23 protein-coding genes and 1 pseudogene are annotated in these 20374 nt (G+C 63.3%); 10 read left to right on the forward strand and 14 right to left on the reverse strand.

Annotation, left to right across the window (positions count from 1 at the left end):
* Positions 1-6 precede the first annotated feature (6 nt).
* Positions 7-456, reverse strand: a complete 450-nt coding sequence (gene gspG / locus K1567_RS05285) for a type II secretion system major pseudopilin GspG (protein ID WP_034096914.1) — start codon at positions 454-456, stop codon at positions 7-9.
* 148 nt (positions 457-604) lie between these two features.
* Between gspG and gspI the strand changes: the two genes are divergently transcribed.
* Positions 605-970, forward strand: coding sequence for a type II secretion system minor pseudopilin GspI (gspI, locus tag K1567_RS05290; RefSeq protein WP_034113028.1), 366 nt, complete (start codon positions 605-607; stop codon positions 968-970).
* On the opposite strand, the gene K1567_RS05295 is transcribed toward gspI, so the two are convergent.
* Positions 957-1388, reverse strand: a complete 432-nt coding sequence (locus tag K1567_RS05295; protein ID WP_220698223.1) for a type II secretion system protein N — start codon at positions 1386-1388, stop codon at positions 957-959. The two genes, gspI and K1567_RS05295, sit on opposite strands and share 14 nt — an antisense overlap.
* Positions 1389-1481: 93 nt before the next feature.
* Between K1567_RS05295 and gspH the strand changes: the two genes are divergently transcribed.
* Both gspH and K1567_RS05305 read left to right on the forward strand, forming a co-directional pair.
* Positions 1482-1934, forward strand: a complete 453-nt coding sequence (gene gspH, locus K1567_RS05300) for a type II secretion system minor pseudopilin GspH (RefSeq protein WP_047882886.1) — start codon at positions 1482-1484, stop codon at positions 1932-1934.
* Positions 1931-2533, forward strand: a complete 603-nt coding sequence (locus K1567_RS05305; RefSeq protein WP_034113026.1) for a type II secretion system protein J — start codon at positions 1931-1933, stop codon at positions 2531-2533. Before gspH ends, K1567_RS05305 begins: the two co-directional genes overlap by 4 nt.
* Positions 2534-3578: 1045 nt before the next feature.
* Here K1567_RS05305 and K1567_RS05310 read toward each other — a convergent pair.
* Genes K1567_RS05310 through K1567_RS05320 form a run of 3 tightly spaced genes read right to left on the reverse strand, consistent with a single transcriptional unit; the run spans position 3579 to position 5729 of the window.
* Positions 3579-4505 carry a FecR domain-containing protein gene (locus tag K1567_RS05310; protein WP_034096909.1) on the reverse strand — a complete coding sequence of 309 codons (927 nt, stop codon included), beginning with the start codon at positions 4503-4505 and terminating at the stop codon, positions 3579-3581.
* A 37-nt stretch (positions 4506-4542) separates the two neighbouring features.
* Positions 4543-5088: an RNA polymerase sigma factor gene (locus K1567_RS05315; RefSeq protein ID WP_034096908.1), complete on the reverse strand. Its 546-nt coding sequence runs from the start codon at positions 5086-5088 to the stop codon at positions 4543-4545.
* Positions 5085-5729, reverse strand: a complete 645-nt coding sequence (locus K1567_RS05320; RefSeq protein WP_220699022.1) for a secretin and TonB N-terminal domain-containing protein — start codon at positions 5727-5729, stop codon at positions 5085-5087. The genes K1567_RS05315 and K1567_RS05320 overlap by 4 nt, the downstream gene beginning before the upstream one ends.
* Positions 5730-5946: 217 nt before the next feature.
* Between K1567_RS05320 and K1567_RS05325 the strand changes: the two genes are divergently transcribed.
* Entirely contained in the window at positions 5947-6261 is a 315-nt protein-coding gene (locus K1567_RS05325; protein ID WP_220698224.1) for a hypothetical protein, read from the forward strand.
* A 72-nt stretch (positions 6262-6333) separates the two neighbouring features.
* Here the strand turns inward: K1567_RS05325 and K1567_RS05330 are convergent, their stop codons facing one another.
* Entirely contained in the window at positions 6334-7401 is a 1068-nt protein-coding gene (locus tag K1567_RS05330) for an NAD(P)-dependent alcohol dehydrogenase (RefSeq protein ID WP_034096906.1), read from the reverse strand.
* 146 nt (positions 7402-7547) lie between these two features.
* Between K1567_RS05330 and K1567_RS05335 the strand changes: the two genes are divergently transcribed.
* From K1567_RS05335 to K1567_RS05345, 3 genes are all read left to right on the forward strand, one after another.
* Complete coding sequence (locus tag K1567_RS05335) at positions 7548-8444, forward strand: VOC family protein (RefSeq protein WP_034096905.1); 897 nt, start codon at positions 7548-7550, stop codon at positions 8442-8444.
* Positions 8441-9832 carry an alginate export family protein gene (locus K1567_RS05340; RefSeq protein ID WP_220698225.1) on the forward strand — a complete coding sequence of 464 codons (1392 nt, stop codon included), beginning with the start codon at positions 8441-8443 and terminating at the stop codon, positions 9830-9832. Before K1567_RS05335 ends, K1567_RS05340 begins: the two co-directional genes overlap by 4 nt.
* Before the next feature lie 81 nt (positions 9833-9913).
* On the forward strand, positions 9914-10732 hold the full coding sequence (locus tag K1567_RS05345; RefSeq protein WP_169868769.1) for an alpha/beta fold hydrolase: 819 nt from the start codon (positions 9914-9916) through the stop codon (positions 10730-10732).
* A gap of 43 nt (positions 10733-10775) precedes the next feature.
* On the opposite strand, the gene K1567_RS05350 is transcribed toward K1567_RS05345, so the two are convergent.
* Complete coding sequence (locus tag K1567_RS05350) at positions 10776-11162, reverse strand: DoxX family protein (protein WP_047882910.1); 387 nt, start codon at positions 11160-11162, stop codon at positions 10776-10778.
* A gap of 160 nt (positions 11163-11322) precedes the next feature.
* On the opposite strand from K1567_RS05350, the gene K1567_RS05355 reads away from it, so the two are divergent.
* Positions 11323-12321 (forward strand): NAD(P)H-quinone oxidoreductase, encoded by a 999-nt coding sequence (locus K1567_RS05355; protein WP_220698226.1) that lies wholly within the window; start codon positions 11323-11325, stop codon positions 12319-12321.
* A 122-nt stretch (positions 12322-12443) separates the two neighbouring features.
* Here K1567_RS05355 and K1567_RS05360 read toward each other — a convergent pair whose 3' ends face one another.
* The 3 genes from K1567_RS05360 to K1567_RS05370 form a co-directional block, all read right to left on the reverse strand.
* On the reverse strand, positions 12444-13568 hold the full coding sequence (locus tag K1567_RS05360; RefSeq protein ID WP_040267957.1) for an alkene reductase: 1125 nt from the start codon (positions 13566-13568) through the stop codon (positions 12444-12446).
* An 81-nt stretch (positions 13569-13649) separates the two neighbouring features.
* Positions 13650-14327, reverse strand: coding sequence for a type 1 glutamine amidotransferase domain-containing protein (locus K1567_RS05365; RefSeq protein WP_034096899.1), 678 nt, complete (start codon positions 14325-14327; stop codon positions 13650-13652).
* Entirely contained in the window at positions 14324-14953 is a 630-nt protein-coding gene (locus tag K1567_RS05370; protein ID WP_034096898.1) for a TetR/AcrR family transcriptional regulator, read from the reverse strand. The genes K1567_RS05365 and K1567_RS05370 overlap by 4 nt, the downstream gene beginning before the upstream one ends.
* Before the next feature lie 173 nt (positions 14954-15126).
* Here K1567_RS05370 and K1567_RS05375 point away from each other — a divergent pair, with 173 nt between their 5' ends.
* The gene (locus tag K1567_RS05375; RefSeq protein WP_034096897.1) at positions 15127-16071 is read left to right on the forward strand and encodes a GlxA family transcriptional regulator; all 945 of its coding nucleotides are present in this window, start codon (positions 15127-15129) and stop codon (positions 16069-16071) included.
* Here the strand turns inward: K1567_RS05375 and K1567_RS05380 are convergent.
* Positions 16049-16555, reverse strand: a complete 507-nt coding sequence (locus tag K1567_RS05380; protein WP_034096896.1) for a GNAT family N-acetyltransferase — start codon at positions 16553-16555, stop codon at positions 16049-16051. The two genes, K1567_RS05375 and K1567_RS05380, sit on opposite strands and share 23 nt — an antisense overlap.
* Positions 16556-16733: 178 nt before the next feature.
* Between K1567_RS05380 and K1567_RS05385 the strand changes: the two genes are divergently transcribed.
* Positions 16734-17606, forward strand: a complete 873-nt coding sequence (locus K1567_RS05385; protein ID WP_034096895.1) for an undecaprenyl-diphosphate phosphatase — start codon at positions 16734-16736, stop codon at positions 17604-17606.
* Between the two features lie 365 nt (positions 17607-17971).
* Here K1567_RS05385 and K1567_RS05390 read toward each other — a convergent pair.
* The 3 genes and pseudogenes from K1567_RS05390 to K1567_RS05400 form a co-directional block, all read right to left on the reverse strand.
* Positions 17972-18133: pseudogene (locus K1567_RS05390) on the reverse strand (helix-turn-helix domain-containing protein); the annotation flags it as partial.
* A gap of 46 nt (positions 18134-18179) precedes the next feature.
* Positions 18180-19007, reverse strand: a complete 828-nt coding sequence (gene yghU / locus K1567_RS05395; RefSeq protein WP_034096894.1) for a glutathione-dependent disulfide-bond oxidoreductase — start codon at positions 19005-19007, stop codon at positions 18180-18182.
* A gap of 44 nt (positions 19008-19051) precedes the next feature.
* Positions 19052-20287 carry an MFS transporter gene (locus K1567_RS05400; RefSeq protein WP_167418637.1) on the reverse strand — a complete coding sequence of 412 codons (1236 nt, stop codon included), beginning with the start codon at positions 20285-20287 and terminating at the stop codon, positions 19052-19054.
* Positions 20288-20374 lie beyond the last annotated feature (87 nt).

A 20374-nucleotide genomic window follows, 5' to 3' on the forward strand; every position in this document is an offset into this window, starting at 1 on the left:
CGGGCCTTACAACTGCCAGGAGCCAATATCGGCATTCACACCGTCGCCATCGGGTTGGCCGTCGGCGCCCAGGGAGAACACGTCGATTTCACCATTGGCACCCGGGTTGAGGTAGTGATACGGGTGGCCCCAAGGGTCGTTGGGCAAGCGGTCGAGGTAGGCACGCCAGTTGCTGTTCTTGGCATCCGCCGGGCGCTCCACCAGCACTTTCAGGCCCTGGTTCATGCTCGGGTAAGTGCCGTGATCGAGGCGATAGAGCTTCAGCGCCTGCATCAACCCGCCGATGTCCTGCCGGGCGGCGGTGGCGCGGGCCTGGTCCGGACGGTCGAGCACTTTGGGCACCACCATTGCGGCGAGAATCCCGAGGATCACCACCACCACCATGATCTCGATCAGGGTAAAACCACGCTGGCCGCGAGGGCTGGGCAGTGGGCAGGTCAGGCGCGCGATATCCATCTCGACATTCCTTGGGGTGAGTGCGGTTCGGGGCGCAGTGTTGCAAGAAGACATGTCAGTCGTATTGAAAATCCTCGGGAGTTTCGGTCGCCAATCGGTCAACTCGCCGCGCTAGTCTGCGGGCCTGTTTCCGGGCTTGGAGAGCGCCATGCACGGCTATCGCCACGCACAAGGTTTTACGTTGATTGAAGTGCTGGTGGCGCTGGCAATTATCGCCGTGGCCATGGCCGCCGCCGTGCGCGTGGCCGGGGTGATGACCCAGAGCAACGGCCTGCTGCGGGACAAGTCCATGGCTTTGCTCGCGGCGCAGAGTCGCCTGGCGGAGCTGCGTCTGGAGGGGCAACTGCGCAGTGGCAGAAAGACCTTCGACTGTGATCAGGGTCGCTTGAAATTACGCTGCGAGCAGACCATCGAACGTGCGGGCCCGCTGTATCAGGTGCAGGTGCAAGTACTCGACGCCAGCCGCGAGGCGCCACCGCTGGCGCGCCTGACCACCCAGGTCAGGGCGGAGTGAGCGGCGCCAGCGCCGGCGCATCCGGCAATTTGTTCATCTTGACCTGCAGGGTTTCACCGCCGCGCTCGATCTGCACCGCGTCGCCTTCAATGAGCGTCAAGCGCACCCCTGGGGCGAGGCGTTCGCCCACCTGGAAACTGCGCGGCGGGCCGTCGTTGAGGCTGAGGATCGCCACCGCGCCACGGGCCCCGGCCAGCACCCCGGTAACCTTGACCTGCACCGCCGTCGGCGTGGTGGAGAACCATTGCAATGCCGGGTTATCGCTACGCGCCGCCAGGGCCTGGGGCGTGGCAGCGGGCGTATGGGATTCGGCGGACGTGAGCAACAGCGGCGTCCACACCACCACCGCAGCCAACGCGGCCAGCAGCGCGCCGACCTGCACGCCGTGGGCTGCGCAAAGACGCAGGGAAATTGCCATGAGCGGGACCTCCTGTTTGTCCGTGCCATCAGCCTACCGCGCAATTCGCACGTTTTTATTTCACAAACACCCTGACTTACCGGGCACCGACCGATGAACCAACGCGGCTTCACCCTGATCGAGCTGATGGTGGTGCTGGTGATCATCGGCATCGCCAGTGCCGCCATCAGCCTGAGCATCAAGCCCGACCCGCTGCACCTGCTGCGCCAAGACGCCGAACGCCTGAGCCAATTGCTCCAAGTGGCCCAGGCCGAAGCCCGCGCGGACGGTCGCCCGATTACCTGGCGCGTGGACGCCAAGGGCTTTCGCTTCAGCCGCCGCAGCGACGATGGCTTGAGCCTGGACACCTTCCAGGGCGACCCTCAATTGCGTCCGCGCCCGTGGCAAAGCACCCCCATGCACATCGATATCGAGCCCCGCCAAACCCTGGTGCTTGACGCCGAATGGATCAACCCGCCGTTGCGAGTGCTGCTGTCAGACGGGCAACACCGCCTCAGCCTGCAACGGGACGCCGCCGGTGTGCTGCGCGTGGTGAGCGCACCATGAACCGCGCGCAGCAAGGCTTCACCCTGATCGAAGTGATGGTGGCGATTTTGCTGATGGCGGTGGTCAGCCTGATCGCCTGGCGCGGCCTGGACAGCGTCACCCGCGCCGATCAACACCTACAGGCAAGCACCGAACAGACCGAAGCATTACTACGGGCCTTGAACCAGCTTGAGCGCGACATCAGCCTGCGGGCCAGCGTGGAATTGAGCGTTCCGACGGACGAAACCAAGACCCCGGACGGACTGGCCGCGCTGACGGTGCGCAGCTCCGACACCAAGGGGTTCAGGCTAGAGGTGATCCGCAGCGCCGCCATCCCCGGCACTGGCCTGCAACGGGTGCGCTGGTGGCTCAAAGGCGACGACCTGTACCGCGCGGCCGCGCCGGCACGCGCGCGCTTTCCATTGCCGGCGGCCAAGGATGGGGTGCTGGTATTGAGTGGCGTCAGCGACCTGCAAGTGCGGGTATGGGAAGCCGACAAAGGCTGGCGCCAATTGAGCGGCAACCGCCGCGATGACCCTTTGGGGCTGGAGATCCGACTGGTCAGGCAGACACCTCAAGGCGTGGAACGCTATCGCCAGGTGGTGGGGCCGTTGCGGTAGCGTTTCTGCCCAGCAAGAGCAAACTTTGGGAGGGGGCTTGCCCCCGATGAGGGCGTGTCAGCTGATACAGGTATGGCTGACCCACCGCCATCGGGGGCAAGCCCCCTCCCACAGTTAAATTCCTCTCGACCACCAACCGGTGGCTCGGTGCATTTGGCTCCGATAGCCCCTACACAGGTTTCAAAGGTTGAGCTAACTCTGTGGTGAGCGGGCTTGCCCCGCGCTGGGCTGCGAAGCGGCCCCAAACCCAGGCACCTCGGTGTGTCAGCTAAACCACATCGCCTGGAATGGGGCTGCTTCGCAGCCCAGCGCGGGGCAAGCCCGCTCACCACAGCAAGCCTGCTCACCACCAACCTTCCGGGTCGGCTGTTAGGCCGCCATCGGGGGCAAGCCCCCTCCCACAGTTAAATTCCTCTGGGCCACCAACCGGTGGCTCGGTGCATTTGGCCCCGATAGCCACAGATCTCTACACAGGTTTCAAAGGTTGAGCTAACTCTGTGGTGAGCGGGCTTGCCCCGCGCGGGGCTGCGAAGCGGCCCCAAACCCAGGCACCTCGGTGTGTCAGCTAAACCAAATCGCCTGGGATGGGGCTGCTTCGCAGCCCAGCGCGGGGCAAGCCCGCTCACCACAGCAAGCCCTCTCACCACAGCAAGCCTGCTCACCACCAACCTTCCGGGTCGGCTGTTAGGCCGCCATCGGGGGCAAGCCCCCTCCCACAGTTAAATTCCTCTCGGCCACCAACCGGTGGCTCGGTGCATTTGGCTCCGATAGCCCCTACACAGGTTTCAAAGGTTGAGCTAACTCTGTGGTGAGCGGGCTTGCCCCGCGCTGGGCTGCGAAGCGGCCCCAAACCCAGGCACCTCGGTGTGTCAGCTAAACCAAATCGCCTGGGATGGGGCTGCTTCGCAGCCCAGCGCGGGGCAAGCCCGCTCACCACAGCAAGCCCCCTCCCACAGTTGGACGTGTTCAAACAGTTCAAAAGGTGGGAGGAGACTTGCCCTCCCACAGTTAAATTCCTCTGGGTCAGAGAGGGATTACCCAACACTCAACTCAGCAACACCACCCCACCCGGCAACTCCGTGCATTTGGCCCCGTAGGCATCGCGGATCAGCAGGGCCACACCGGCCAGTTGCTGCAAGCTGAAACGCGCCTGCACGCGGCGCTGGCCGAGTTGTTTGTTGAGCAGCACCAGCATGCCCGGCCGGTAGCGGTTGATCTCATCGACCACTGTGGCCAGGGTGGCGTTGTTGAACACCAGCACCTGCTCGCGCCAGGCCACCACGGCCTGGGTGTCCACCGTCTGGGGTTCGCCCAGGCCGGCGGCGCCATAGGTGAGCTGCAGGCCGCTGTCCAGGCGCACGTTACGTCCGCCGACGTCCACCGACAACGCGCCGTCCAGGCAGGTCACGCAGACATTGTGGTCGGTGTGGCGCACATTGAAACGCGCCTGCGCCGCGCTGATCCAGCCGGCACCGGCCTGGACCTTGAGCGGCTGCGCGGCGCGGGCGATGACTTCCACTTCGCCTTCAAGCAACTCGATGCCCTGCCCGACCCGGCTGATGCGGGTCTGGGTGTTGAGTTCCAGGCTCACCCCGTCACTCAAGGCCACGTGCCGTTGCTCGCCGACGTCGGTGCGGTAATCCGCCGTCAACCCAGCCAACCCACCGGGCACGCCGACATGCACCATAAACGCCGCCGCCGACGCCGCCAGCGCGCCGCCGAGAAACGCACGGCGCCCCATCGACCGTGGGCGCTCGGCCTGCTCGGCGGCCACGCGTAATTGCTGCCACAACCCTTTGGCCTGTTCGAATGCCTGGGCATGCGCAGGGCTCTGGGCGCACCACGCTTTGAGCGCTTTGGCATCGGCCACGGTGGCGCGGCCCGAGGTCAGCAGGACCAGCCAGTCGCGGGCTTCATCGTGCAAAGGTTCGGCAGGCGTTTGCCGGGCGGTGGGAAAGCGGAAAATATTCAAGCGCGCACATACTCACGGTTTTATCAGGGACTCAACACTAAGACGGTTTTCCGGCGCCGGGACCGAACCGCTGAATCGCTTTTCTTTCCAGGCGCTTGGCACAGTGGCCGAGGGCAGCCTTGATTTCTTTCTCGACCATGCGCGTGGAAATGCCGAAACGCTGGGAGATTTCCAGGTGCGGTGCCTCCTCCAAGCGCGCCGCGATAAGGATCTTGCGGCGCCGCGCCGGCAGCTCGTAGAGGGCCTTGACCAGGGACTGGATTTCTTTCTGGCCGCCCACCACCCGCAACGGGTCCTGGGCTTCATCGGCACTTTGCAACAGTTCTTCCACCTCGCTGCCGGTAAGCAGGCGCGCATCCGCCTGACGACGGTCGGCGGCGATATTCAAGGCCATGCGGTACAGATAAGCATTGGGTTGCGCCAGGTTGGGCGGCACTTGCATGCGGTCCACCCGCAGGTAGGTTTCGTGCAGCACGTCGTTGGCCAGGTCCTCCGAGCCCAGGCGCTTGCGCAGGCGGACTTTGAAGTCCTCATAGGAGGCCAGGAACAAGCTGACCATCGTGCTGTGCCCGGTATCTTTCATCCGCTCCAGGCTCCTTTTGCTGCTGTGCATTCCATGCGTGTTCCTGTTGTGTCGGGCATTAAAAGCAACGTTACCGGTTGGCGCAGCGAACTGGGCGCCGGGCGCTCGACCCGGGTAGCGGCCAGGCTGCGAACCAGAGCGTCATCGCGTTGTTCATCGCCGGTGGAGCTGACCAGCCGGCTGTGTTCGATCAGGCCATCGCGGTTGACCCACACCTGCACCAGCGCACGAAAACTGCCGGGGCGGGTCAGGGGCGAACGACACAGGCTGGCCTCGATGGCCTGTTGCAAGGCCGTGGCATAACTGTTGTTGATCCGCGCCGCCTGACGCGCCGCCGCGCCTTGGGTGGGCGTCGGCGGGCTGATCTCGGGGATCTGCAAGGTAAACGCATCGCTGCGTGCATAACGGGCCATCAGGCCACTCCCTGTCAGCAACATCGCCAGCGCGTCCTGCGCGGTGAAACGCCCGCGCACCGCGATGGAACGCCGGCCCCGCGTCAACTCGCGGTCCACCAGCACCGCCATGCCGGTGGCGCGGCTGTAGGCTTGCAGGGCGTGTTCCAGGTCCTGCGCCGGCAGGTTCAGTGTCAGCAGCGGCGCATCGGCCTGGGCCACGCCGCCACCGGTCAGCAGGCAAAGCAAGGCCAGGGCGCATACGGCGCGCCGCCAGGCCCTTTGTTCACCCCACGCTTTGCCTCGCTGCACGGTCGACGCGCCCTAGAAAACCGTCATCCTGAGGCCAGTTTATGAACCTGATGTTACGGTGATAGCAAAAAAAACATCACGGTGACGTAAGGCGCGCTGCACTAGACTGGCGAGCGTGAAAGCCATTGCCCACGACCCGCCAGGAGGCCCCTCGATGAAACGCTTGATGTGCATTGCCAGCCTGTTGCTGTGCGCCACACTTGCCTCACTTGCCCACGCCGCCGCCCCCCCAGCCAATGGCTGCGCCGAGGTGACGGTGGATGGGTATAAAACGCCCGACTATGCCTGCTTGAGCCAGCAGATGGGCAACGACACACGGGCGGCCAAGGCGGCCAGCAAGAACCGTGAAGCGCAAAACATCGGGGTGGAAAAACGCCCACCGAACAAAGTGGGCCTGGCCACCCCGGCAGCGACCAGCGTGCGCATGGGCAATACCTTCGGCACCTCGGTCAAACCACAGCGGCCTTGAGTTATTCGATAACTGTTTGAGCCAATCAGACCCCCTGTGGCAGGGGGGCTAGAGGGGTTGGCAGATTGAGTTTCAAGCTGCGTGGCTTTCCTTTTTCAAGCTGTCCATATCGATCACGAAGCGGTACTTCACGTCGCCCTTGAGCATGCGCTCATAGGCTTCATTGATGCCCTGGATGTCGATCATTTCCACGTCCGAGACAATCCCATGCTTGGCACAGAAGTCCAGCATGTCCTGGGTTTCCTGGATACCACCGATCAGCGAACCGGCCAGGCTGCGGCGTTTGAAGATCAGGTTAAAAACCGTCGGCGACGGGTGCGGGCTGTCGGGGGCACCGACCAGGGTCATGGTGCCGTCGCGCTTGAGCAGGTTGAGGAACGCATCGAGGTTATGCGGCGCGGCTACGGTGTTGAGGATGAAGTCCAGGCTGTTGGCCACGGCGGCCATTTCGTCCGGGTTCTTCGACACCACCACTTGGTCGGCACCCAGGCGCAGGCCGTCTTCGCGCTTGTTCGGCGAGGTGGTGAACAAAGTCACATGGGCGCCCATGGCATGGGCAATTTTCACTGCCATATGGCCGAGGCCACCAAGGCCGACCACGCCGACTTTTTTGCCAGGCCCCACCTTCCAGTGATGCAACGGCGAATAGGTGGTGATGCCGGCGCACAGTAGCGGCGCCACGGCGGCCAGGTTGCTGGCATCGTGGGAGATGCGCAGCACGAATTTCTCCTTGACCACGATGTTGTCCGAGTACCCGCCGTAGGTGTTTTCACCACCGAACACCGGGCCATTGTAGGTGCCGGTAAAGCCGTTCTCGCAGTACTGCTCCTCGCCCTCGGCGCACGATGCACAGTGCTGGCAGCTGTCGACCATGCAACCGACGCCCGCCAGGTCGCCGACTTTGAAATTCTTCACATTGGCGCCCACCGCCGTCACGCGGCCAACGATTTCGTGGCCGGGTACCGAAGGGTAAAGGGTGTTGTTCCACTCGTTGCGCGCGGTGTGCAAATCGGAGTGGCACACGCCGCAGTAGAGGATGTCGATCTGAACATCGTCCGCCCCTGGCGCGCGGCGCTCGAAGGTAAAGGGCTTGAGCGAATCCTTGGAGTCCCGAGCGGCGTAGCTGTAAGTCTTGGCCATTTCGTTCACCTATATGATCTGACGTTGGAGGTCAGTGGACTAGCATAGACGCTGAAACGTTCAACCGAGCACGCCCGTACAATTCCCCCTGCGCACCGGCGCCTAACCTCACGGCTTTCGATCATCTAGAACGCTGGAGAATGGGCATGGTTAACAAAGCAATCAGGGCAAGCCTGGCAGTCACGCTGCTGGCCGGCGCAATGATGGGCAACGCATTCGCGGCGACACCAAGCGTGGCCGTAGCGCCGCAATATGACACCAGCCATGTGTACGTCGCCCCGGCGGATGTGGATCGGTTTGCCCAGAGCTTTCTTGCCACCTTCGGCGGGAAAAGCACGCCCCAGGTGGTGGTAAACGTGTTGCCGGTGCCGAGCAGCACCACTTCGCAATTGCTGCAGACGCCGGCCGGCACCGTGTCGTTGTTCGGCTTTACCACGCCGATCCCGCACCCCTTCGGCCAGGAACGCAACGGTTATCTGGTCAAGGACATGGACGTGGCGCTCAAGGCCGCGCGGGCAAACGGCGCGGCGGTGATCGTCAGCGACTTCCCCGACCCCATCGGCCGCGACGCCGTGGTGCAGTGGCCAGGCGGTGTGAACATGCAGCTTTACTGGCACACCAAGACCCCGGACTACGCCGCGTTTCAGACCGTGCCGGAAAACCGCGTGTACCTGTCCGCCGACCGCGCCGATGAGTTCATCAAAGCCTTCCTGGGGTTTTCCCACGGCAAAGTTCTGGGTGATGACAAACACGCACCCGGCGTAGAGGTGGGCCAGGCCAACGGCACCTACCGTCGCGTGGACATCGAGTCGCCGTTCGGGCGCATGGCGGTGCTGGTCACCAACGGTCAACTGCCCTACCCGTTCGGGCATGAAACCACCGGCTATCAAGTCGCCGACCTGAGCGCCACCCTGGGCAAGGCCACTGGTTCCGGCGCCAAGGTGCTGGTGCCGACGTTCGACGGCAAAGGCCGGCGCAGCGCACTGGTTGAATTCCCGGGTGGCTACGTCGCCGAGATTCACCAACTCAACGCGGCCCAATGATTCGTCGTACGGGCTGGAGCCTGGCCGTGCTGTGGCCGCTGCTGGTCGGCAGCGTCCACGCCGACCCGCAGCCGGCGCGCCCGACGATCAAGACCAATCGCTGGCAGGAAGACTGGTCGGTACTCAAGGATCCGGCGCTGCGCACGCAGCCGCTGGACAACCTGAAGTACATACCCTTGTCCAGCGCCAACCCGTTCACCTACCTGTCGTTGGGCGCGACGCTGCGCGAACGCTTCGAGATGAACGACGCCAGCGGTTTCGGTGTGAAGAACGTGGCCCGCGATCGCTATTTGATCCAGCGCTTTCAGGTACACGCCGACCTGCACCTGAACGAACACTGGCGGCTGTTCACCCAGCTTGAAGATGTGCGGGCCTACGACAAAACCACAGTGGGCGGGGCCGACCAGAACCGCGTTGACTTGCGCCTGGCGTTCGCCGAATACGTGAAGCGCTTCAACAGCGGCACCCTGAAAGCTCGCGTAGGGCGCCAGGACTTCGCCTTCGACCTGCAGCGTTTTATCTCATCGCGGGACGGGCCAAATGTGCGCCAGTCGTTCGATGCGCTGTGGGCCGACTGGGAGACGGCGGACTGGCGTTTTATCGGCCTCGCCAGCCAACCGGTGCAGTACCAGGACGGCCGGCACTTCGACGACAAGTCCAACAGCGACGCGCGCTTTCACTTACTCCGGGTGGAGCGCCTGGTGGGCGGCAAGAATGAGCTGTCGGCCTATTACGGCGTGTACGAACGCAGCGCCGCGCACTACCTGGACGCGGACGGCGACGAAACCCGCCACCTGGTCGACGCACGCCTGGGCGGCGCGGCCATGGGGTTTGACTGGGACATCGAAGGGATGCTGCAAAGCGGCGCGGTGGGCAGCAAGGATATTCGCGCCTGGGCCGGTGGCAGCCGCACTGGCTACACGTTCGACAGCCTGGCCTGGAAGCCGCGCATCGGTCTGCAACTGGACATCGCCTCGGGCGACCGCAAGAGCGGTGACGGCACGCTCGGTACGTTCAACCCGCTGTTCCCCAATGGCTATTATTTTTCCCTGGCCGGCTACACCGGGTACAGCAACCTGATCCACGTCAAGCCGTCCATCACCGTCAAGCCGATCGACAAGCTCAGCGTGCAAACCGCCATCGGCTTGCTCTGGCGCCAGACCACCGAGGACGCGGTCTACACTCAGCCCAACCTGCCGGTCGCCGGCACTGCGGGCCAGGGCGAGCGTTGGACCGGGGCCTATGCACAACTGCGCACCGACTATGCCTTTACCGGCAACCTCAGCGGCGCCGTGGAGGCGGTGCATTACCAGGTCGGGCAAACCCTGCGCGACGCCGGTGGCGATGACAGCAACTACCTGGGGGTCGAACTCAAGTTCAGTTGGTGACCTTCAAGCGAGCACAGGCGTACAAGCCGCCCATTCGATTTACCCCAATAGTGACGGTTTTCACCCACCCAGGAGTTTTCCATGAGCACATTCGTTGCCAAAGACGGTACCCAGATCTACTACAAGGATTGGGGCAGCGGTAAGCCCGTGTTGTTCAGCCATGGCTGGCCACTGGATGCCGATATGTGGGAATACCAGATGGAATACCTCAGCAGTCGCGGCTACCGCACCATCGCCTTCGACCGCCGTGGTTTCGGCCGCTCCGACCAGCCGTGGGCCGGCAACGACTACAACACCTTCGCCGATGACATCGCGCAACTGATCGAACACCTGGACCTGCGCGACGTGACGCTGGTCGGTTTCTCCATGGGCGGCGGCGACGTAGCGCGCTACATCGGGCGCCACGGCAGCGCACGGGTTGCCGGCCTGGTGTTGCTGGGTGCGGTCACGCCGATTTTCGGCCAGGCTGCGGATTACCCGCAGGGCGTGCCGGCTGAAGTATTCGACGGAATCAAGGCCGGCCTGCTCAAGGATCGCGCGCAATTTATCGCGGACTTCAACACGCCGTTCTTCGGCCTGAACAAAGGCCAGACCGTCTCCGACGGCGTGCTGTCGCAGACCCTGCAGATCGCCATGCTGGCGTCCCTCAAGTCGACCGTGGACTGCGTCAGCGCGTTCTCGCAAACCGACTTCCGCGCAGACATGGCCAAGGTCGATGTACCGACCCTGGTGATCCACGGCGACGGTGACCAGATCGTGCCGTTCGAAACCACCGGCAAGGTGGCCGCCGAGATGATCAAGGGCGCCGAGCTGAAGGTGTACAAAGACGCCCCCCACGGTTTTGCCGTGACCCACGCCCAGGCACTCAATGAAGATTTGCTGGCATTCCTGAACCGCTGAAACATCCTCTCGTTTTGGCCGGGCTTGCCCGGCCTTTTTTTGCTCAAGAGAAACGCTGGCCCACCACCAACCGCCCAGGCCCGGCGATCAGAAGACTGGTGAAGATGATCAGCAGCAGCCAGCCGAATTGGCCCTCCAATAGCGTCCACTCCGGATGCACCACCAGCATGGCGATCACTAAAACGGCAATGATCGGCAGGCACGCCAGACGCACCAGCACCCCGGCCACGATCAGCAGCGGGCACAGCACCTCGGCGAAAATCGCCAGCCCGAGGGTCACGTGGGCACCGAGGTGGAACGGGTCTTCGATAAGCGTCAGTTGTTCCCTGTAGTGCAGCACCTTGGGCAAACCATGCACCCACAGCAGAAACAGCGCCCCGCTCACGCGCAAAAAGAGCAACCCGAAGTCCTGGTTTTTGCCGTCATTCATATATGCTTCCTGTTCGTTGGCCTTTTGGTGCCACCGATGGTGCGGGCAGATGCACACCCACGCTTGCAGCCTTGTGCTGACCTGCTCACCGTCGCGCGCTGAACCGCCGGCCGCTTGGCGCGGTCCCACCCCATACGCTCATCGTTGCAGGAACGTTCGAATGACACTCCCAAAAGAAATGACCTTGATCGAAATCACCACCCCCGGTGGCCCCGAGGTGCTGCAACCGCGTCAGGCGGCGGTGCCGGAGGCTGGCCCCGGTGAGATTCTGATTCGTGTGCACGCCGCCGGGGTCAATCGCCCCGACGCTCTGCAACGCGCCGGCAAGTACCCGATGAAACCGGGCATGAGCCCGATCCCCGGGCTGGAAGTGGCTGGGGAAGTAGTGGCGCTGGGCGACGGCGTTAGCGAATACGCCATCGGCGACAAGGTCTGCGCGCTGACCAACGGCGGCGGTTATGCGCAGTTCTGCGCGGTTCCGGCCGGCCAGGCGTTGCCGATCCCCGAAGGCATGGACTGGATCCAGGCCGCCGCCGTACCGGAAACCTTCTTCACCGTCTGGGCCAACCTGTTCGGCCTGGGCGATGCCCATACCGGCCAGCGCGTGCTGATCCACGGCGGCACCAGCGGTATCGGCACCACCGCGCTGATGCTGTGCCGCGAGTTTGGCATCCAGGCGTTCGCCACCGCCGGCAGCGCCGACAAATGCGCGGCCATCGCCAAACTCGGCGCCGAACCGATCAATTACCGCGAGCAGGACTTCGCCGATGTCATCGCCCAACAGACCGAAGGCCATGGCGTAGATGTGATCCTCGACATCATGGGCGCCTCGTACCTGAACAATAACCTCAAGTCCCTGGCCATGGACGGGCACCTGGTGATGCTCGGCTTCCTCGGCGGCGGCAAAGCCCATGACGTGGATCTGCTGAGCATCCTCGCCAAACGCGCGGTGATTACCGGTTCCCTGCTGCGCGCACGCACCGGCGCGGAAAAAGCCGCCATCGCCGAGCAACTGCGCGAGTACATCTGGCCGGTCCTCACCGCCGGGCGCTGCCTGCCGATCATCGACAAGGTCTACCCCTACACCGACGCCGACCAGGCCCATGCGCGGATGGAAGGCGGCGATCATATCGGCAAGATTGTGTTGCAGGTCGCCTGATTCAAAAACACTACAAAACAATGTGGGAGGGGGCTTGCCCCCGATAGAGGTGGGTCAGTCAATGATGCTGTGACTGTCCTACCGCTATCGGGGGCAAGCCCCCTCCCACATTGTCCGCGTGATTATCTGAGGTAGGTGGGGTAGTCGATATAGCCCGCCTCACCGCCACCGTACATCCCCTCTTCCCGCAGCGGATTCAACGGCCAGCCATTGAACAGGCGCTGGGGCAGGTCCGGGTTGGCGATAAAAGGCCGTCCGAACGCGATCAAATCCGCCAACCCCGCCTGCACCAGACGCTCGCCGCGTTCGGCGGTGTAGCGCCCGGCGTAGATGATGCGGCCGCTGAAGGTGCTGCGTACCGCTTCGCGGAAGCTGTCGGGCAGGTCCGGCGCGTTGTCCCAGTCGGCTTCGGCGATGGACACATAGGCAATCCCCGATTCTTCCAGCACCTTGATCGCTTCGATGTAGGTGTGATGGGGATCTTCTTCTACCAGGCCGATGTACACGCGGTCCTGATCGGTGCCGCTGAACAGCGGCGAAAAACGCACGCCCAGGCGTTCCGGGCCGACCACTTTGCACACCGCTTCGACAATCTCGCGCAGGAAGCGCAGGCGATTGTGCAGCGATCCGCCGTATTGGTCGTCGCGGGTGTTGGAATGGGCCGAGATGAACTGGTTGACCAGGTAACCGTTGGCCGAGTGGATCTCCACGCCGTCGAAGCCGGCGTCCAGCGCATTGCGGGCCGCTTGGGCGTACTGCGCGACTAATTCTTCGATTTCCAGCGTGCTCAAGGCGCGCGGCACCGGCGGTTGCTTCAGCTCGCCGACGCCCGGGCCGGTCTGGATAAAGGCTTTGGCCTGCAAGGCCGGGAGCGCGGAGGGTGCCACCGGTGCCGCACCGTCCGGTTGCAAGGCGTTATGGGATACGCGGCCCACATGCCAGAGCTGGGCAAAGATCACCCCGCCGTCGGCGTGCACCGCATCGGTGACTTTGCGCCAGCCATCGATCTGGGCCGGTGAGTAGATACCCGGCGTCCAGGCATACCCCTGGCCGCGCGGTTCGATCTGGGTGCCTTCGCTGACCATAAAGCCGGCGCTGGCACGCTGGCGGTAATACTCGGCCATCAGCGCGGTGGGGATGTCGCCCGGTTGCGCGCTGCGCTGGCGGGTCAGGGGCGGCAGCACGACGCGGTTGTTCAAGGTGTGATGCCCGAGTTTTACCGGGGTGTTCAAGAGACTGTCAGTCATTGCGTTATTCCAAATTCGAGGCGAACAAAAGCATTGGCGACTCGTTGGAGTCGCCAATGAATACAGCGCAGGGGGGTTAACTTAAGCGGTGAGTTTCAGCAGGGCCTTGGCCACATCGGCAGAGCTGGCCGGGTTCTGGCCGGTGATCAACAGCCCGTCCTCAAGCACGAAGGACGACCAGTCGGCGCCCTTCTGGTAGTGGCCGCCGAGCTTCTTGAACTCATCTTCAATCAAGAACGGCACCACTTCGGTCAGGCCCACGGCAGCTTCTTCGGAGTTGGAGAAACCGGTGACGCGACGGCCCTTGACCAGCGGCTCGCCATTGACCGCCTTGACGTGGCGCAACGCCCCCGGTGCGTGGCAGACGAATCCGATGGGCTTGCCGGCGCGCTCGAAGGCCTCGATCAGTGCGATGGAGGTCGGCGACTCCGCCAGGTCCCACAACGGGCCGTGGCCGCCTGGGTAGAACACCGTGTCGAAATCGGCGGCGTTCACCGAATCCAGCTTGACCGTATTGGCCAGCGCCTGTTGCGCGGCCGGGTCGGCGGCGAAACGGCGGGTCTGTTCGGTTTGCGCATCCGGTGCATCGCTGACCGGGTCCAGCGGCGGCTGGCCACCGGCTGGGGATGCCAGCACCAGCTCGGCGCCGGCGTCCTTGAACACGTAATACGGCGCGGCAAACTCTTCGAGCCAGAAGCCAGTCTTGCGCCCGGTATCGCCGAGCTGGTCGTGAGAGGTCAGTACCATTAATACTTTCATTTTCCAGTGCCTCGATCGGTGTGAATGTCAGTGTGTTCGGGGCCGCCCAACAGGTGCTGGGTCAACCCGAGCGCCGCGTCGAACGGCGCCGATGTACGGGTGATTTTGCTCATGACGCTGCTGCCCAACCACAACGCATAAAGACGCTGGGCCAGGTGCTGCGGGTGCTGCGTAAAGCTGAGGGAGCCGTCGTCGATGCCACGTTGCAGCGCCACCCCTAGTAAATCGATGGTGCGCGACGTACCGCGTTGCAACGCCAGACGCATCGGCTCTGAAAGGTCTGACACCTCGGCACCGAGTTTGACGGCAAGGCATTTGCCCGCATCGGTGCAGCCGGTCTGGTTGTCGATCCAGGCTTGCCAATAACGCATCAATTTGGCGTGCTGGCTCAGCCCCGGCTGATCGAACAGTTGCTGCATGCCCAGTACGTAATGGTCGAAGTAGGTGTCGAGCAACACCACGCCGAACGCGTCCTTGGAATCGAAGTAGTGATAGAACGAGCCTTTGGGCACATCGGCGGCCTGCAGGATTTCGGTCAGCCCAACCGCGGAAAAACCCTTGCGCCCGACAATCGCTTGCGCGGTTTGCAGAATCGTCTGGCGTGCGTCTTTACTGGGGTTGCTCATGCTTCACTCCTGCCGATTAGACCAGTCGTCTAGTGCGTGGGGCCATGGTAGGAGGCAGGCCGGATGCCCACAATGTCAGATCCGCAAGGATTCCGGACATGCCATCCAAGCCAGTTGCCGTTTACCCGGTACACGCCGACAATCTCCCCTCACGCGCCCCTTGGAGAATGACGATGCACAGCGTTGCGCTGATGGTCTACCCGAACTTCCAGTCCCTGAGCCTCAGCCTGGGTTCGGTGTTCGAGTGCGCGAACCTGCTGCGCGGCGAGCCGGCCTATGAGTTTCACTTGGTATCGGAAAGCGGCGGCGCGGTGATGACGTCCCAGGGCTTTTCGGTGAACACCTCGCCGATTCGCCCCCAGGGCTACGACACGCTGATCGTCAGCGGTTATCTGGAATTCCGCCTGCCGGAAGCCAACCTGCTGGACATGGTCAAGGCCGCGTCCGCGCAATCACGGCGCGTGGCCTCGCTGTGCATGGGCATCTTCGTGCTGGCCGAGGCCGGCCTGCTGGCGGGCAAGCGCACCACCACCCACTGGATTCACGCGCCGGCCTTTCGCAAGCGCTACCCGGACATCCGCCTGGAAGACGACAAACTGTTTGTGGTGGACGGCCAGGTCTGGACCGGCGCCGGCATGAGCGCTGGCGTCGACATGGCCTTGGCCATGGTGGAAAACGACTTGGGCAGCGACCTCGCCCGGCGCATCGCACGCAAACTGGTGATCGCCCAGCGCCGTGGCAGCGAGCAGTCGCAACTGTCGGCGCTGCTGGAACTGGACCCCAAATCCGACCGCGTGCAGTTGGCCCTGGCCTACGCCCGCGAGAACCTGACCCATGACCTCTCCGTGGAGGCATTGGCCGATGTGGCGCGGTTGAGCCCGCGCCAGTTCAGCCGAGTGTTCCGCGAGGAAACCGGGCAAACCCCGGCCAAGGCCATCGAAGCCCTGCGGGTGGAAGCCGCGCGGGCGCTGATGGAAACCAGCCGGCACCCGGTGGAAGTGGTGGCCCGCGAGACCGGTTTCGGTGATCGCGAGCGCATGCGCCAGGCGTTTCTACGGGCGTTCGGCCAGCCGCCCCAGGCGATGCAACAGGCGTTTAATGCAGCGCCGCTCGGGTAATCAAAAAGCTCAGCAGTTGCGGGTCGTCATCCAGCTCAAGCATCTGCACTGGGCGTGGCAGGTTATCCAGCACCGTGCGCCAGAACGCCTGTGACACTTCATCCTGATCATAAAAGCGCACCAGCCAATTTGTCTGGCCGCTGCAGAGCACCTGGTTGGCAATGGCGCGGCCGATGCCTTTGCGGCGGTAGCGCTTGAGAATAAACAGGTCAGCCAGCTCCAGCGCGTCGATGCCGGGCAGCTCGCTGTCTTCGATCAGCAGGAAGCCGGCGATATAGCCGTCCACCAACAGCAGGTTGGCGCTCCAACGCGGGTCTTGCCAATAGCGGGCCAAGTGTTCGTCGTGAATGTAAAAACGGCCATCGGCCTCGACATCTTCCTGCTCCCAGTCCGACGACTCGTAGGCGTAGTACTGGTAGAGATTGCGGATCAGCTCGGCCTCTTCGGGGCCGGTCTGGATCAATTCCACGGTGGTTTCAGGCATAGGGCGCTCAGTCAGAAAAAAACAGGGCGCCATTGTTCACAAAACCCCGGCAGGGGCCAAGCGCGCGGCGAACCTTTCTGCTGGCTGAACGGATCACAGTTAGCCATGGACTCGGCCAAATTCTTGAAACATTTCGAATAGACTTCGCCGGTTCGCCACTTTTTCAAGGACACGCACTTTGACCAACGTCTGTACCGCCGGCCTGGATGTAGGCTTCGCCTCTCTGGATTACTTGCAGATTTTCATCCTGGGCGTGATCCAGGGCATTACCGAGCTGCTGCCGGTGTCCTCCACGGCCCATATGCGCGTAGTACCCGCCCTGCTCGGCTGGCAAGACCCCGGCTCGGCGTTCTCCGCCGCCATGCAGTTGGCGGCGCTGGCGGCGGTGGTCAGCTACTTCTGGCGCGATGTGCGCCAGGTGGTCAGCGGCAGCATCGGTGCAGTACGCCAGGGCGACTACGACAGCCCGTGGTTCAAGCTGGCGGTGGCGATTGTGCTGGCGACGGTGCCGATCTGCATCGCCGGGTTGGCGTTGTCCTCGACCCTGAACACCTGCAACTCGCCGCTGCGCGGACTGATGGTGATCGGGATTTCCTGTGTGGTGATGGCGGTGCTACTGGCGGCGGCCGAGCTGCGAGCCCGGCATACCCGTGAGGTCAGCCAGATGCGCCTGCGGGATGCGCTGATCGTCGGTGTCGCGCAGATTGGCGCGTTGATTCCGGGCGTATCGCGTTCCGGCTCGACCCTCACTGCGGCGCTGTTCCTCAACTTCAAACGCGAAGAAGCCGCGCGCTTTTCCTTCCTGCTGGGCCTGCCGGCCATCGCCCTGGCGGGGTTGAAAGAGTTGTGGGTGCTACTGCACGCCGAGCTGCCTGCCCATGCCTGGCCGCATTTGCTGTTCGGGCTGGTGGTGGCCAGTGTCTCGGCCTTCTTCGCGATCTGGGGCCTGATGAAATTCCTGGAGCGGTTCTCCACCTGGCCCTTCGTGATCTACCGCGCGCTGCTGGGGGTGTTCCTGATTGTGGCCGTCAGCACCGGGCTGCTGAGTTGATATAACACCCGTCTCAACCCGGCATAAATCTTATGTGGGAGGGGGCAAGCCCCCGATGGCGGTGGATCAGCTAAGTAGATGTCAACTGACACTCCGCTATCGGGGCAAGGGTATCTACGCAACCTTTCAGACCCTGACAAATCTCCCTGTGGCGAGCGGGCTTGTCCCGCGCTGGGCTGCGCAGCAGCCCCAGTCAAGAAGATCGCGGTGTATCAGACACTCTGTAGAGGCTGGTTTTGGGGCTGCTGCGCAGCCCAGCGCGGGACAAGCCCGCTCACCACGACAGCCCTATCCGCCGCGCTTTTAGCGTTGAGCCAACGTTGTGCAGGTACCTACGGCCATCGGGGGCAAGCCCCCTCCCACATTTATGCACCGCAAAAATCTGCAGCATTCAGCCCGAACCGACTCATCTTGTTGTACAGACCGCCCCGGGACACGTTCAGTCGCCGGGCGGTCAGGCGGATGTTGCCGCCGGTGCTTTTGAGAGCGGTGACGATGGCATGCCTTTCGTGGCTGCTCAGGTCCTGGCCCCTGTAACGGTAGGAGCGGCTTGCCCTCCTACCGTGTTGGCCTTCAGTCCAGATCACTCGCGTCATGGCGCTCGGGCAATTGTGCATCGCCCGAGACCCGATTCACCCGCCGCCCACGTTGCACCGCCGGCCGCGCATCAATGGCGTCCGCCCAACGCAGCACATGTTTGTATTCATGCACCGACAGAAACTCCGCTGCCTCATACAGACGACCTTTCACCAACCCGCCATACCAAGGCCAAATGGCGATATCGGCGATGGTGTATTGATCGCCGGCGATGTACTCGCTCACCGCCAGGCGCTTGTCGAGCACGTCCAGTTGACGCTTGGTTTCCATGGCGAAACGGTTGATCGGGTACTCCATCTTGCTCGGCGCATAGGCATAGAAATGCCCGAAGCCACCGCCCAGGTACGGCGCGCTGCCCATCTGCCAGAACAACCACGACAGGCATTCAGCCCGCGCCGCAGGCTCAGTGGGAAAGAACGCGCCGAATTTCTCGGCCAGGTACTGCAGGATCGCGCCGGACTCAAACACGCGAATGGGCTCAGGGCCGCTGTGGTCCATCAGCGCCGGGATCTTGGAATTGGGGTTGACCTCGACAAAGCCACTGCCGAACTGATCGCCGTCACCGATCTTGATCAGCCAGGCGTCGTATTCCGCGCCGCTGTGCCCCAGGGCCAGCAACTCTTCCAGCAGGATGGTGACCTTCTGCCCATTGGGCGTGGCCAGGGAATACAACTGCAGCGGGTGCTTGCCCACCGGCAGTGCCTTGTCATGGGTCGCGCCGGCAATCGGCCGATTGATACTGGCGAAGGTGCCGCCGCTTTCGGTGTCCCAGGTCCAGACTTTAGGGGGTACGTAGTCGGTCATGCTTACGGCTCCAGAGGCATTGGCTATCAACTGAGCGCGTCAGACTAAACCAAAGACCGGGGGTGCGTCACACTCCCCTGCGCGTTATGCACGGGCACCCGCACACGCAGTGCGATCAACAATGCGGCCAGTAACATCAAAATACCCGCGCCCAGAAATACGCCGCCGATACCCGTGACACTGAACATTGCGCCCCCGCCAGCGGCGCCCGCCGCGATTGCCGATTGCACCGACGCCACCACCATGCCACCGGCACTTTCCGCCTGATCGGGAACCGCACGGGCCACCCAGTTCGACCACGCCACTGGCACACCACCGAAGGCCATCCCCCACAGCGCCAGCAGCATCGCTTGACCAGGCAATGACGCGGGCAGCAACACCAGGGCCAACGCCGCAACCCCCACCAATACCGGCATCAGCACCAACGTGCCGCGCGGGTTACGTACCAGCAACCCGCCGGCCAGCAGCGTACCGACGAAATTCGCCGCGCCGAACCCCAGCAACATCAGCGCCAGGCCCTGGGTCCCGACGCCCGTGGTGCTTTCCAGAAACGGTCGGATATAGGTGAACAGCGCAAAATGTGCGGTATGCACAAGAACACAGCCGAACATGCCGATGGCAATGCCCGGGCGCAACAGCACCTCCAACACGGTGCGCAAGCGCGCCGTGCCATTGGGGGCCAGGCGTGGCAGCGTGATGAACTGGAACGCCAGGGTGACCACCCCCACAGCCGCAGCCGCGATAAATGCGCTGCGCCAGCCATACAGACCGCCAAGATAGCTGCCCAGCGGAACGGCGACGACGGTGCCCACGGCAATGCCGCTGAAGATGATCGACAGGGCGCGCGGCAGCGACGCGGCCGGCACCAGGCGCATCGCCACGGCCGCCGCCATGCTCCAGAACCCGCCGAGGGCAATACCCAGCAGGATGCGCATCAACAACAGCACCACCAGGCTGGACGAGAAAGCCACCAGCAGGTTGGACGCAATCATCAGCGTGGAGAACCCCAACAGCACCAGGCGCCGGTCGATGCCGCGCGTCAGGCCGGGCACCAGTAACCCGGCGAACAAAGCCACCACCGCCGTGACCGTGACCGCTTGGCCGGCCAATGCTTCCGACACGCCCAAATCCAGGGCCATCGGCGTCAGCAGGCTGGCCGGCAGGTATTCGGCCGTGAGCAGGCCGAACACCCCCATCGCCAGGGAAAACACCGCCATCCAGGCCGGAGTGCTCGGTTCAACCCCGCAATTGACAGGGGCGTGGGACACACAATCATTCATCACAAGACATCCTCAGGCTTTAGCGAGACGATCAGTCTAGGTATCGCCATCTGGATGATCTATGATTCAAACCCTTAACTTTTTGAC

It is taken from the genome of Pseudomonas sp. S5F11 (assembly GCF_019641515.1).
In the GTDB taxonomy this organism is placed as follows: domain Bacteria; phylum Pseudomonadota; class Gammaproteobacteria; order Pseudomonadales; family Pseudomonadaceae; genus Aquipseudomonas; species Aquipseudomonas rhodesiae.

Coding starts and splice junctions, on each gene's coding strand:
- K1567_RS05295 (WP_220698223.1), bottom strand. CDS start 1,388: ATGGCAATTTCCCTGCGTCTTTGCGCAGCCCACGGCGTGCAGGTCGGC.
- K1567_RS05370 (WP_034096898.1), bottom strand. CDS start 14,953: ATGAGCAACCCCAGTAAAGACGCACGCCAGACGATTCTGCAAACCGCG.
- gspH (WP_047882886.1), top strand. CDS start 1,482: ATGAACCAACGCGGCTTCACCCTGATCGAGCTGATGGTGGTGCTGGTG.
- K1567_RS05360 (WP_040267957.1), bottom strand. CDS start 13,568: ATGACTGACAGTCTCTTGAACACCCCGGTAAAACTCGGGCATCACACC.
- gspG (WP_034096914.1), bottom strand. CDS start 456: ATGGATATCGCGCGCCTGACCTGCCCACTGCCCAGCCCTCGCGGCCAG.
- K1567_RS05350 (WP_047882910.1), bottom strand. CDS start 11,162: ATGAATGACGGCAAAAACCAGGACTTCGGGTTGCTCTTTTTGCGCGTG.
- K1567_RS05400 (WP_167418637.1), bottom strand. CDS start 20,287: ATGAATGATTGTGTGTCCCACGCCCCTGTCAATTGCGGGGTTGAACCG.
- gspI (WP_034113028.1), top strand. CDS start 605: ATGCACGGCTATCGCCACGCACAAGGTTTTACGTTGATTGAAGTGCTG.
- K1567_RS05330 (WP_034096906.1), bottom strand. CDS start 7,401: ATGGCCAAGACTTACAGCTACGCCGCTCGGGACTCCAAGGATTCGCTC.
- K1567_RS05375 (WP_034096897.1), top strand. CDS start 15,127: ATGCACAGCGTTGCGCTGATGGTCTACCCGAACTTCCAGTCCCTGAGC.
- K1567_RS05380 (WP_034096896.1), bottom strand. CDS start 16,555: ATGCCTGAAACCACCGTGGAATTGATCCAGACCGGCCCCGAAGAGGCC.
- K1567_RS05345 (WP_169868769.1), top strand. CDS start 9,914: ATGAGCACATTCGTTGCCAAAGACGGTACCCAGATCTACTACAAGGAT.
- K1567_RS05315 (WP_034096908.1), bottom strand. CDS start 5,088: ATGAAAGATACCGGGCACAGCACGATGGTCAGCTTGTTCCTGGCCTCC.
- K1567_RS05355 (WP_220698226.1), top strand. CDS start 11,323: ATGACACTCCCAAAAGAAATGACCTTGATCGAAATCACCACCCCCGGT.
- K1567_RS05305 (WP_034113026.1), top strand. CDS start 1,931: ATGAACCGCGCGCAGCAAGGCTTCACCCTGATCGAAGTGATGGTGGCG.
- K1567_RS05325 (WP_220698224.1), top strand. CDS start 5,947: ATGAAACGCTTGATGTGCATTGCCAGCCTGTTGCTGTGCGCCACACTT.
- K1567_RS05365 (WP_034096899.1), bottom strand. CDS start 14,327: ATGAAAGTATTAATGGTACTGACCTCTCACGACCAGCTCGGCGATACC.
- yghU (WP_034096894.1), bottom strand. CDS start 19,007: ATGACCGACTACGTACCCCCTAAAGTCTGGACCTGGGACACCGAAAGC.
- K1567_RS05335 (WP_034096905.1), top strand. CDS start 7,548: ATGGTTAACAAAGCAATCAGGGCAAGCCTGGCAGTCACGCTGCTGGCC.
- K1567_RS05340 (WP_220698225.1), top strand. CDS start 8,441: ATGATTCGTCGTACGGGCTGGAGCCTGGCCGTGCTGTGGCCGCTGCTG.